Source organism: Sagittula sp. (assembly GCF_052825245.1).
In genome coordinates, this window is record NZ_JBRBWD010000058.1 from 1 (window position 1) to 11,692 (window position 11,692).

Annotated in this window: 12 protein-coding genes; 7 read left to right on the top strand and 5 right to left on the bottom strand. The window is 67.7% G+C overall.

Annotated elements, in window-relative coordinates:
• Nucleotides 1–253: 253 nt before the first annotated feature.
• Both ACU0DV_RS23295 and ACU0DV_RS23300 read right to left on the bottom strand, forming a co-directional pair.
• Nucleotides 254–568: a DUF1244 domain-containing protein gene (locus ACU0DV_RS23295; protein WP_283981240.1), complete on the bottom strand. Its 315-nt coding sequence runs from the start codon at nt 566–568 to the stop codon at nt 254–256.
• Between the two features lie 53 nt (nt 569–621).
• A complete protein-coding gene (locus tag ACU0DV_RS23300) occupies nt 622–1,359 on the bottom strand; it encodes an N-formylglutamate amidohydrolase (protein WP_100929196.1) in 738 nt (245 codons plus the stop codon).
• Between the two features lie 230 nt (nt 1,360–1,589).
• Between ACU0DV_RS23300 and pyk the strand changes: the two genes are divergently transcribed.
• The 4 genes from pyk (at nt 1,590) to rplT (ending at nt 4,145) form a co-directional block, all read left to right on the top strand.
• Entirely contained in the window at nt 1,590–3,035 is a 1,446-nt protein-coding gene (pyk, locus tag ACU0DV_RS23305; RefSeq protein WP_446242742.1) for a pyruvate kinase, read from the top strand.
• A 129-nt stretch (nt 3,036–3,164) separates the two neighbouring features.
• Nucleotides 3,165–3,395, top strand: a complete 231-nt coding sequence (locus ACU0DV_RS23310; RefSeq protein WP_100929198.1) for a hypothetical protein — start codon at nt 3,165–3,167, stop codon at nt 3,393–3,395.
• Nucleotides 3,396–3,556: 161 nt separating this feature from the next.
• Complete coding sequence (gene rpmI, locus ACU0DV_RS23315) at nt 3,557–3,757, top strand: 50S ribosomal protein L35 (protein ID WP_005855129.1); 201 nt, start codon at nt 3,557–3,559, stop codon at nt 3,755–3,757.
• Nucleotides 3,758–3,779: 22 nt separating this feature from the next.
• Complete coding sequence (rplT, locus tag ACU0DV_RS23320) at nt 3,780–4,145, top strand: 50S ribosomal protein L20 (protein ID WP_005855131.1); 366 nt, start codon at nt 3,780–3,782, stop codon at nt 4,143–4,145.
• Nucleotides 4,146–4,229: 84 nt separating this feature from the next.
• Here rplT and ACU0DV_RS23325 read toward each other — a convergent pair whose 3' ends face one another.
• Complete coding sequence (locus ACU0DV_RS23325; RefSeq protein WP_446242743.1) at nt 4,230–4,901, bottom strand: SGNH/GDSL hydrolase family protein; 672 nt, start codon at nt 4,899–4,901, stop codon at nt 4,230–4,232.
• 182 nt (nt 4,902–5,083) lie between these two features.
• On the opposite strand from ACU0DV_RS23325, the gene pheS reads away from it, so the two are divergent.
• Together pheS and pheT are read left to right on the top strand one after the other, a co-directional pair.
• Nucleotides 5,084–6,157: a phenylalanine--tRNA ligase subunit alpha gene (pheS, locus tag ACU0DV_RS23330; protein WP_100929199.1), complete on the top strand. Its 1,074-nt coding sequence runs from the start codon at nt 5,084–5,086 to the stop codon at nt 6,155–6,157.
• A gap of 206 nt (nt 6,158–6,363) precedes the next feature.
• Nucleotides 6,364–8,763 carry a phenylalanine--tRNA ligase subunit beta gene (gene pheT, locus ACU0DV_RS23335; RefSeq protein WP_446242744.1) on the top strand — a complete coding sequence of 800 codons (2,400 nt, stop codon included), beginning with the start codon at nt 6,364–6,366 and terminating at the stop codon, nt 8,761–8,763.
• 76 nt (nt 8,764–8,839) lie between these two features.
• Here pheT and ACU0DV_RS23340 read toward each other — a convergent pair whose 3' ends face one another.
• Nucleotides 8,840–9,391, bottom strand: coding sequence for an EF-hand domain-containing protein (locus tag ACU0DV_RS23340; protein ID WP_446242745.1), 552 nt, complete (start codon nt 9,389–9,391; stop codon nt 8,840–8,842).
• 136 nt (nt 9,392–9,527) lie between these two features.
• The gene (locus ACU0DV_RS23345) at nt 9,528–10,442 is read right to left on the bottom strand and encodes a LysR family transcriptional regulator (protein ID WP_100930961.1); all 915 of its coding nucleotides are present in this window, start codon (nt 10,440–10,442) and stop codon (nt 9,528–9,530) included.
• Between the two features lie 126 nt (nt 10,443–10,568).
• On the opposite strand from ACU0DV_RS23345, the gene ACU0DV_RS23350 reads away from it, so the two are divergent.
• Complete coding sequence (locus tag ACU0DV_RS23350; RefSeq protein WP_100929201.1) at nt 10,569–11,684, top strand: BMP family ABC transporter substrate-binding protein; 1,116 nt, start codon at nt 10,569–10,571, stop codon at nt 11,682–11,684.
• The last annotated feature ends 8 nt before the right edge of the window (nt 11,685–11,692 follow it).

Here is an 11,692-nt window from a genome sequence, read left to right on the forward strand (position 1 = left end):
ATTGCGGCGGCTGGGCACGGTCGGCGAATTTTCCCGATCCGCCGCAGGCCTTCGCCGACTACCTCGACCGCCTGCGCGACCGCCCGGCGTTCCAGACGGCCCTGGGGTAGGGTGGCGCAAAGCCCCACCCTACGGGGGCGTCGCGCCGACACGGCCGCCGCACGGCGATCACCCCGTGTCGGCGCGGGTAGCGGAGCCACGGGCAGACCGGGATGCAGGGCGGAGATTCTCCGCCTCCCGATCACCGCAGGGATCAGCCCTTGTCTGTGACGTTCTCCTTGAACGCCTTCTCGAAGGCGGCCTGCTTGCCTGCGTCGGCCTCCGTCTGGTTCTGCGCCTTCCACTCGGCGTAGGGCATCCCGTAGAACACCTCCCGCGCCTCGGCCTGGTCCATGTCCATTCCGCGCTCCTGCGCGGCTTCCATGTACCAGCGGCTCAGGCAGTTGCGGCAGAAGCCCGCGAGGTTCATCAGGTCGATGTTCTGCACGTCCTGACGGTCCTCCATCAGGTGCTTGCGCAGGCGACGGAAGGCCGCCGCTTCCAGTTCGGTCCGGGTTGCGTCATCCATGTCGTCTCTCCTCTGGTCGCTCGTCTTGAAGACGGGCCGCCACGCGGCGGCCCCTAGTCTGATACCTTTTCCAGCGCCGACACCAGCATAGGTGCCAGCCGCTTGCCCCACAGAACCTGCGCCGCCTCGTCGCGGATCAGGTCGTGGCGGATCTCGATCAGCGTGTTCGGCCGCCCGCACCGCAGTGCGTGCAGGTCGATGGCGTCGCCGGGCAGGTGGCCGGGGTAGGGCTCGTTGCGGCCCACCACGAGGTCCGGCTCCGCCTCCAGCCGCGCGATCAGCGGATCGGACAGGCGCGCGTCCCAGGCGTGCAGGATGCCCACGTGCCACGGCCGGGGCCGCCGCCCGCGCAGCCGCGGCGTGAAGGAATGGATCGCCACGATCACCGTGTCGTCCCGCCGCGCGGCCAGCCCCTCCAGCGCGTCGTGGTAGGGCTGCCAGTAGGCGGCGATCCGGCGCGCCTTCTCGGCGGCATCGGCGTGGCGGTTCCCGGGGATGATCGTCCCGTCGTAAAGCTTCATCAGCAGGGTCGGATCGTCGGCGCCGCGGTTCGGGTCGATCACCAGCCGCGAGAAGTTCGCCATGACGACCGGCGCGTCCAGTTCCGCCGCAAGCGCCCGCGACACACCCGCAGCACCCACGTCGTAGGCGATGTGCCGCGCCATATCCTCCTCCGGCAGGCCCAGCGTCCCGCCAAGGTCCGGCGGCACGAGGTTGGTGGCGTGATCGCAGGTGATGAGGAAACGGCTCTGGCGCTCTGCCCCTTCCATCGTGAATGGCGCGTATGTCATGGTTCGGTAACCTCCGGCCCGCTACACATAGAGGCCCTTGCGGGGAATGAAAATGTGCGACATCTCGTTGCACAAGCCCGGCAGTTAGGCGATAAAGCAGGCGTGTTAGCGGTAACCCGTTCGGGTATCCGCATGCGGCCATGGCAGGGTCGGCACCACCACGACGGCAGACCCCGCAAGGGCGCCGATTGAACCGTACGGGACAGGACGACAAGGAAAGGTCTACCGCCATGAAACGCGACCGCAACGTCAAGATCGTGGCCACGCTCGGCCCCGCATCCTCGACCTACGAGATGATCAGGGCCCTGCACGAGGCGGGCGCAGACGTGTTCCGCCTCAACATGTCCCACGGCACCCACGAGGAAATCGAGGAGCGTCACCGCATCATCCGCAAGGTGGAGCAGGACCTCGACAGCCCCATCGCCATCCTCGCCGACCTTCAGGGACCGAAACTGCGCGTCGGTGAATTCGCCAATGGCTCCGAAGAGCTGGAGTGGGGGCAGGAGTTCCGCCTCGACCTCGACGACACGCCGGGCGATTCGAAGCGCGTGCAGCTTCCGCACCCGGAAATCTTCGAGGCACTGGAACCCGGCGCGCACCTGCTGGTCAACGACGGCAAGGTCCGTCTCAAGGTCGCCGACTGCACCAGCGACCACGCCAACTGCATCGTCGAGGCGGGCGGAACGATCTCCAACCGCAAGGGCGTGAACGTCCCCGACGTGGTGCTGCCGCTGGCCGCCCTGTCGGAGAAGGACAAGCGCGACCTGGAATTCGTCTGCTCGCTTGGGATCGAGTGGCTGGCGCTGTCCTTCGTGCAGCGCGCCCGCGACGTGCAGGAAGCGCGCGACCTCGCCAACGGCCGCGCCGCGCTGATCGCCAAGATCGAGAAGCCCTCTGCCGTGAACGACTTCGACGCGATCCTCGAGGTGTCGGACGGAATCATGGTGGCGCGCGGCGACCTCGGCGTCGAACTGCCCGTCCACTCCGTCCCGCCGATCCAGAAGCGCCTCGTGCGGAAATGCCGGGCCAAGGCGCGCCCGGTGATCGTTGCCACGCAGATGCTCGAGTCGATGATCGAATCGCCGATGCCCACAAGGGCAGAGGTCTCGGACGTCTCCGGCGCGATCTACGAAGGCACCGACGCGATCATGCTCTCGGCGGAATCCGCGGCGGGCCAGTACCCGATCGAGGCGGTGATGACGATGAACAACGTCGCCGTGTCGGTCGAAAGCGACCCGACCTACCGCGACATCATCGAGGCCTCGCGTCACGCCGACCGCAAGACCGTGGCCGACGGCATCGTGGCCGCCGCCCGCGAGATCGCGGAGACGACCGACATCAAGGCGATCTGCTGCTTCACCTCTTCCGGCAACACCGCAGGTCTGGTGGCACGCGAACGGCCCCGCGTGCCGATCATCGCGCTGACCAACCGCCGCGGCACCGCGCGCCGCCTGTCCCTGAACTGGGGCACGCAGTGCGTCATGACCGGCGAGCTGGAGCGCTTCAAGCAGGCCGTGGTCAACGCCGCCCGCGCCGCCCGCGCGCATGGCTACGCGACAGAGGACGACCAGATCGTCGTGACCGCCGGTGTGCCGTTTAACACCTCGGGCACGACCAACATCCTGCGCGTCGCGCCATGTAACGAGCGGTTGATCTATTCCACCGATCCGGAGTGATCCGGCAACCGTGGCGCGTGTCCTGCGCGCCCCGGCCCCGTGGCCCATCCTTGCCCGAATGTCATCCGGCGCCGCATTTGACCCGCGCGCGCCGGTGACGCACTCTGGCCCTGACAGCCGGAGGCACCCATGACCCTCGATCCCAAGACCGCGCTCGTGATGGGCATGCTGCTCGTGGTGCTTGCGCTGCCGGCGCTGATCTCGGCATGGGCAGACCGCCGGAAACCCTTCGCGGGCACGATCCTGCTGTTCGCCGGCTGCGCACTGGGCACATGGGCCTGGCGCAGGCAGGAGGGCGGCTTCCGGCTCGACGAGGTGCCCGACATCCTCTACGGCGTGATCGGACAGATGATCGGCTAGCCCGGCCGCCCGCGCACAAGGCGCGGACCCCCTTGCCAAATTCCCCCCGGCCCTCTATAGGGCGCCCTTCAACCGCGCGGCCGGCCTTCTTTGGCATGCCGAGTCGCGTCAACAACGGCGGCCCGAGCGTAAGCGAGGGCGCTCTTTGAAGAGGAACCGAAATGCCCAAGATGAAGACCAAGTCGAGCGCCAAGAAGCGCTTCAAGGTGAGCGCGACCGGAAAGGTCATCGCTGGCCAGGCCGGCAAGCGCCACGGCATGATCAAGCGCCACAAGAAATTCATCCGCGACGCGCGCGGCACGACCACGCTGTCGGCCCCCGACGCCAAGATCGTCAAGGGCTACATGCCCTACGATCGATAACCGCTAGCCAGGAGGATCAGATATGCCCCGAGTCAAAGGCGGTACCGTCACACACGCGCGCCACAAGAAGATCACCAACCAGGCCAAAGGTTACTATGGCCGCCGCAAGAACACCTTCAAGGTGGCGGCACAGGCGGTTGACAAGGCGAACCAGTACGCAACCCGCGACCGCAAGAACCGCAAGCGCCAGTTCCGCGCGCTGTGGATCCAGCGGATCAACGCCGCCGTTCGCCTGAACGACGAGACGCTGACCTATTCGCGCTTCATCAACGGCCTGTCGAAGGCCGGCATCGAGGTGGACCGCAAGGTGCTGGCCGACCTCGCCGTGCACGAGCCGGACGCCTTCGCGGCGATCGTCGAGCAGGCGAAAGGTGCGCTGGCCGCGTAAGCTGCCCGCCCTGATGTGTTGAACACGAACGGCCGTCGGATCCCCGGCGGCCGTTTTGCTTTGTGCGCCGCGCCCGGGCGGCCGTCAGCGTCCGCCGCCGCGCTTCGCCCGCTCGGCCTGCAGCGTATCGGCCAGCAGCCTCGCGATCCGGGCGGAGCCGGTCGGCGACGGGTGGATCTTGTCCCACGCGAACAGCGACAGGTCCGACGACGGCATGACCGCCGCAAGGTCGACCAGCACAACGCCTTCGTCGCGCGCCGCCATCCGCATCAGCCGCGCCTCGTATTCGAGGTAGGGCCCGACGCAGATCGTGCCGGCATAGCGCGGCGCGGTGTAGTAATCCGCCCAGATCACCCTGCTGCCTCTGCCGCGCAGCCCGGCAACCAGCCGGGGCACCGCGCCGGAGCGTCCGTCCTCCGACACCAGCTCGTCCAGAACAGTATCGCAGCGGGTACAGCCGCATTCCTCGCGCAGGTCGTTGGCGCCGCCGTCGAGGATGACCCATTCCGCCGACAGCCGCGCCACCTGCGAGGGGATGCTCAGCGGCCCCACACCCTCCGTCACCCGGGCGAGCGAGGTCGCCACGTCGCCCACCGGCTCCCGCAGGAGGGCAGACATGTTGTCCGCCACCGATCCGCCGCTGTTGCGGTTCCACGCCATCACCGAATCGCCTGCGACGACGATCCGCGCGCCGGGCGGCACCGAGCGCCCGCAGGCCGCCAGCGCAAGGCATATCAAAAGTCCGACAAGTCGCATCGCGATCCTCCCTCGCCGGGGAACCTGACACGAAATCCCCGCGCTTCAAGTCGTCCCGTTCGGGCAACACGAGGCCGTTTCTTGGCAGCGGGAACACGTTTCCCGGCCACGCCATGGCGCTCCGGCCTTGTTTCCCCCGGCGTCCCTCGCTACTCAGCACGCGCACACGCGGGAGCCCTGACATGGACGATCTGAGAAACAAGTATCTCGACCTCATCTCGAACGCCTCCGACGAGGGCACGCTCGAGGACCTCCGCGTCGCCGCCGTCGGCAAGAAGGGCGAGATCAGCCTGAAGATGCGCGAGCTGGGCAAGATGTCCCCCGAAGAGCGTCAGACCGCCGGTCCGGCGCTGAACGCGCTGAAGGACGAGATCAACACGGCGCTGGCCGCGAAGAAGGCCGCGCTGGCCGATGCGGCGCTGGACGAACGGCTGAAGACCGAATGGCTCGACGTGACGCTGCCGGTCCGCCCGCAGCGTCAGGGATCGATCCACCCGATCAGCCAGGTGACGGAAGAGATCACGGCGATCTTCGCCGACATGGGCTTTGCCGTGGCCGAGGGGCCGCAGATCGACACCGACTGGTACAACTTCGACGCGCTGAACATCCCCGGACACCACCCCGCGCGGGCCGAGATGGACACGTTCTACATGCACCGCGAGGAGGGCGACAATCGCCCGCCGCACGTGCTGCGCACCCACACCTCGCCGGTGCAGATCCGTCACATGGAAAAGCACGGCGCGCCCTGCCGCATCATCGCGCCGGGCCGCGTCTACCGTGCCGACTACGACCAGACCCACACGCCGATGTTCCACCAGATCGAGGGCCTTGCCATCGACCGCGACATCTCCATGGCGAACCTCAAGTGGGTGCTGGAGGAGTTCTTCTCCGCCTTCTTCGAGATCGACGGCATCAAGACCCGCTTCCGCGCCTCGCACTTCCCCTTCACCGAACCCTCGGCCGAGGTCGACATCCAGTGTTCTTGGGAAGACGGCCAGCTCAAGATCGGGCAGGGCGACGGCTGGCTGGAGGTGCTGGGCTCCGGCATGGTGCACCCGCACGTCCTGCGCTCCGGCGGCGTGGACCCGGACGAATGGCAGGGCTTTGCCTTCGGCATGGGGATCGACCGGATCGCGATGCTGAAATACGGCATCCCCGACCTCCGCGCCTTCTTCGACAGCGACCTGCGCTGGCTGCGCCACTACGGTTTTGCGAGCCTCGACGTGCCGACTTTGCACGGTGGGCTGTCGCGCTGACCTGAAAGGCAATCCCGCGGTGTACCCGCAGGATGTGGCCTGACAGCGCGACCCGGCAACGGGTACCGCCCTTCCGGGGGCGGTATCGCCTGTGGCGTACGTTGCTGTGAGTATTTGCAAAGCAGAGAAGCACAGGGTCGCCCTTCCCCTCCCATCGGGGCTGCGGTAAGGGAGGCCGGACGTATTTTCTGATCGGGGCCCGGCACATGAAATTCACCCTCTCCTGGCTGAAAGAGCATCTCGACACCACCGCCTCTGTCGATGAGATCGCGGAGACGCTGACCGATCTCGGGCTGGAGGTCGAGGAGGTCGTCGATCCCGCGTCCCGGCTGAAGGCCTTTACCCTCGCCAAGGTGGTCCACGCCGAGCAGCACCCGGACGCCGACCGTCTGCGCGTCTGCCGGGTGATGACCGACGAGGGCGAGAAGCAGATCGTCTGCGGCGCGCCGAACGCGCGTGAGGGGATCACCGTCGTGCTGGCGAAACCGGGCGACTACGTGCCCGGCATCGACACGACGCTCTCGGTCGGCAACATCCGCGGCGTCGAGAGCCACGGCATGATGGCCTCCGAGCGGGAGCTGGAGCTGTCGGACGAGCACACGGGCATCATCGAGCTGCCCTCCGGCGAGGTCGGCCAGAAGTTCACCGACTGGCTGGCGCAGAACGACCCGGCGAAGGTCGACCCGATGATCGAGATCGCGATCACGCCGAACCGGCAGGACGCCCTTGGGGTGCACGGCATCGCCCGCGACCTGGCGGCGCGCGGCCTCGGCACGCTGAAACCGCTGAAGGAAGCGCATGTCCCGGGCCAGTATCCCTGTCCGGTCTCCGTCACCATCGACGCGGATGCCGCCACCGACGGCTGCGCGATCTTTGCCGGGCGGCTGATCCGCGGCGTGCAGAACGGGCCTTCGCCGAAATGGCTGCAGGACCGCCTGCGCGCCATCGGCCTGCGTCCGATCTCGAAGCTGGTGGATGTGACCAACTTCTTCACCCATGACCGCAACCGCCCGCTGCATGTCTTCGACGCGGACAAGGTGCAGGGCGGCGCGCTGCGCATCCACCGCACCGAGGGGGGCGAGACGCTGGTGGGGCTCGACGAGAAGACCTACAGCTTCGGCTCCGGGCAGGTGGTGATTTCCGACGCGGCGGGCGTCGAATCCATCGGCGGCATCATGGGCGGGCTGTCGACCGGCTGCACGCAGGACACGGTGAACGTCTTCCTCGAGGCCGCCGTCTGGGACCGCATCCAGATCGCCCACACCGGCCGCGCGCTGAAGATCAACTCCGACGCCCGCTACCGCAACGAGCGCGGCATCGACCCGGCCTACAACATGCAGGCCATCGAGGATGCGACGCAGATGATCCTCGACCTTTGCGGCGGCGAGCCGTCCGAGGTGGTGGTCGCGGGCCGCGTGCCGGACACCGCGCGGGCGTACCGGCTGGACCCGGCGCGCGTCGTCTCGCTCGTCGGGATGGAGATCCCGGAAAGCGAGCAGCGCCAGACCCTGACCCGTCTGGGCTTCCGCATGGAGGGCAACATGGCGCATGTGCCGTCGTGGCGCCCGGATGTGCTGGGCGAGGCCGACCTTGTGGAGGAGGTGGCCCGCGTCGCCTCCCTGACGAAGCTCAAGGGCAAGCCGCTGCGCAAGGCGCCGGGCGTCCAGAGGCCGATCCTCTCGGCCCTTCAGAAGCGCGAGCAACTGGCGCGGCGCACGGCGGCCGCGCTCGGCTACAACGAGTGCGTGACCTACAGCTTCATCGACTCGGAGGCCGCGGCGCTGTTTGGCGGCGGCGGCGATGCGACGATGCTGGCCAACCCGATCAGCAGCGACATGAGCCACATGCGCCCGCAGCTTCTGCCGGGGCTGCTGCGCGCGGCTGCCCGCAACCAGGCACGCGGCTTTGCCGAGATGGCGCTGTTCGAGGTCGGCCATGCCTTCCACGGCGGCGAGCCGGGAGAGCAGGCGCTGATGGTCTCCGGCCTGCTGGTCGGGCGGACCGGGCCGAAGGACGTTCACGGCGCCTCGCGCCCGGTGGACGTCTATGACGCCAAGGCGGATGCGGAGGCGGTGCTGGCGGCCATGGGCGCGCCCGCGAAGGTGCAGATCCTGCGCGGCGCCGAAGGCTGGTGGCATCCGGGCCGTCACGGCAAGCTTTGCCTCGGCCCGAAGAAGGTGCTGGGCGTCTTCGGCGAGCTGCACCCGCGCGTGCTGTCGGCGATGGATGTGAAGGGGCCCGCTGTGGCCTTCACGCTCTACCCCGCCGAGGTGCCGCTGCCGCGCAAGGCCGGGGCGACCCGTCCGGCGCTGGCGCTGAACGACCTGCAGGCGGTGGAGCGCGACTTCGCCTTCGTCGTCGACCGCGACGTGGAGGCGCTGACCCTGGTCAATGCCGCCCAGGGGGCCGACAAGGCGCTGATCTCCGACGTGCGCGTGTTCGACGAGTTCATCGGCGGGTCGCTGGGGGAGAGCAAGAAGTCCCTCGCCATCACCGTGCGCCTTCAGCCGACCGACGCGACGCTGAAAGAGAAGGACATCGAGGCCGTGGCGGCCCGGATCGTCGAGAAGGTGACCAAGGCCACGGGCGGCGTGCTGCGGGGCTGACCCCGGACCGCACCGCTGGCGTGACATGAGGTAGGGTGGAGTTAACTCCACCCTACTTTGCGTTTCGTGGGCCGGGTCAGTTGGTTCCAGGACCTTTCGGCATGGCGTGGCCCATGCCCTGACCCATACCTTGTCCCATCCCGTGACCCATGCCCTGCGCCATGCCAAGGCGCGTGCCTTGCCCCTGGCCCATGCGCCCCGCGCGGCCCGGTCCGAAATCGGCCAACGTCACCGCGCCGTCTCCGTCGCTGTCCATCTGCGCGACCCAGCCGGCGGCTCCGGCGACGAACTCCTCGCGGCTGACCTTGCCGTCCCCGTCCGTGTCGTTCCGCGTCAGCTTCATGCCATCCGCCGCGCGCATCATCGGCCCGCGATCCTGCGCGCTTTGGGCCGCCATGTCGGTTGCACGGGCCTCGTCGAAGAGCACGTATTCATCGGCGTCCAGAAACCCGTCCTCGTCGGCATCGAAGGAGAGGAAGACATCGCCGCGGCGCGTCTCGGCTTCGGCCACGGTCACCTTGCCGTCGCCGTCGAGGTCCCAGTTCTGGAAGAAATGCGCCCCGGGCGTGCCTTGCTGCGCCAGCCCGGGCGTTGCGAGAAGGGCGAGGGCGAGAGCCATGCGTTTCATGTCGGGATCCATTCATCTGCGTTTGTGACAGTCATATAACGATTTCAGAATGTATCTCCGTCGCGGAAATCGCGCCCGCCCGCAGATTTTGCAGGGCGGCACCCGGCCACCGCGTTGCCCGCCCTTGGCCGGGGCGTCAGGCGTGCCCGCCCCTGCCGCTTGCGACGTCCAGCGCCTGCGCCAGTTGCCGGGCGAAGTTCGCCGCCGCCACCGGCAGAGTCCGCTGCCGCATCTGCGCGAGGTAGAGCACCCCGGCCGGCACATCGCGCGTGTCGATGGGCCGGGACACCACCGGCCCTGAATCGTCCATGGGCAGACCGATGGGGATCTGGAAGGTCACCATCAGCTCCGGCCCGGGATAGCAGCGCAGGAACTCGAAACTGTCGGACTCGATCCCCGGGACGATCTGCACGGAGGACCTCCGCATCGCGATGTCCAGCAGGTAGCGCACGCCGAACTCCTCGCTGGGCATCCCCACGGGGAAGTCCGACAGGTCCGACAGCCGGATCACCTTCTTCGCCGCCAGCGGGTGTTCGTGCGACATGACCGCATGCACCGGCTGCGGCGCGGTTGCCAGCACCTGCACGTCGGAAAGGCGCACGGGTTCGAATACCAGCGCGATGTCGGCCTCATGCGTGATCAGCGCCCGTTCGGCGCGGTAGCGGTCGCGCAGGTTGACCTCGAAGGTGACCAGCGGATGCTCCGCCCGGTAGTTGTTGATCTCGCGCGGCATGAAGTAGGGCAAGAGCGCCTGGCTGCACGCCACCTTCACATGGCCGCGCCGCTCTCCCTTCAGGTCCGAGATCTGCGAGCGCAGGCGTTCGAGGTCGGCGCGCTGGTTCCTGACGTGCTGGATCAGCAGCTCCCCGGCGGTGGACAGCCGCACGCCGCGCGGCAGCCGTTCGAAGACCGGCGCGCCCAGTTCCTCCTCGAGCGACAGCAGACGCCGGTTGAGCGCGGTGGAGGTGATCGAAAGCGACTCCGCCGCGCCCCGGATCGACCCGGCCCGGCTGATCGCTTCGATGAAGTCGAGCGTTTCGAGGTGTTTCATGGTGACCGCTGCGTTTTCTGCATCGCAATGGAGCGAACTTAGCAGCAGACAGCATCGCAGCATAGCTTAACCTCTGCGTCAACGTGCCCCCGGAATCGCGGGGGCCACAGCAGAGAGGGATGAAGAATGACCAGTTTCCTGACACGGCGCCGCTTCCTGTCGACCACCGCCGGCATGGCCGGGGCGGCGGCCCTCGGCGGCTTTGCGGCCCCTGCGCGCGCGGCGGGCGGCCTGACCGTCGGCTTCATCTACGTGGGTCCCCGCGACGACTACGGCTACAACCAGGCCCACGCCGAGGCCGCCGCCGTAATCAAGGGCATGGAAGGCGTCACCGTCATCGAAGAGGAGAACGTCGCCGAAACGCAGGACGTGCAGCAGACCATGGAGTCGATGATCAACTTCGACGGCGCGACACTGCTGTTCCCCACGTCCTTCGGCTACTTCAACCCGCACATCCTGACCGTCGCGCCGAACTACCCCGACGTGCGGTTCGAGCATTGCGGCGGCCTCTGGTCCGAGGGGATGCCCGAGAACACCGGCTCCTACTTCGGCTACATCGGCATGGGCCAGTACCTGAACGGCATCGCCGCAGGCCACGCGACGAAGACCAAGAAGATCGGTTTCGTCGCGGCCAAGCCGATCCCGCAGGTGCTGCTCAACATCAACTCCTTCCTGCTGGGGGCCCGCTCCGTCGATCCGGAGATCACCTGCCAGGTCATCTTTACCGGCGAATGGTCGATGGCCGTGAAGGAGGCAGAGGCGACCAACGCGCTGGCCGACGCGGGCGCGGATGTCATCACCTGCCACGTTGACGGCCCGAAGGTGGTGATGGAAACGGCCGCCGCGCGCGACTGCTTCATCTGCGGCTACCACGCCAACCAGTCGGAACTCGCGCCCGAGAAATACCTGACCGGCGCGGAATGGAACTGGGCGACCGTCTACACCGACATGGTGCAGAAGACGATGGCGGGCGAACCCATCGACAACTTCGTCCGGGGCGGCCTGGCCGAGGGCTTCATCAAGATGTCGCCGCTGGGGCCAGCCGTGTCGGACGCCGCGCGCGCCCAGTTCGAGGACACGCACGCAAAGATCATGTCCGGCGGTTTCGCCGTCATCAGCGGCCCGCTGAAGGACAACACCGGCAACGAGATCGCCGCCGCGGGCACCTCCTACGAAGAGACCGACGTGGCGCTGGAATCGATGAACTACCTCGTCGAGGGCGTCATCGGGTCGACCTCGTAAGATGTCGC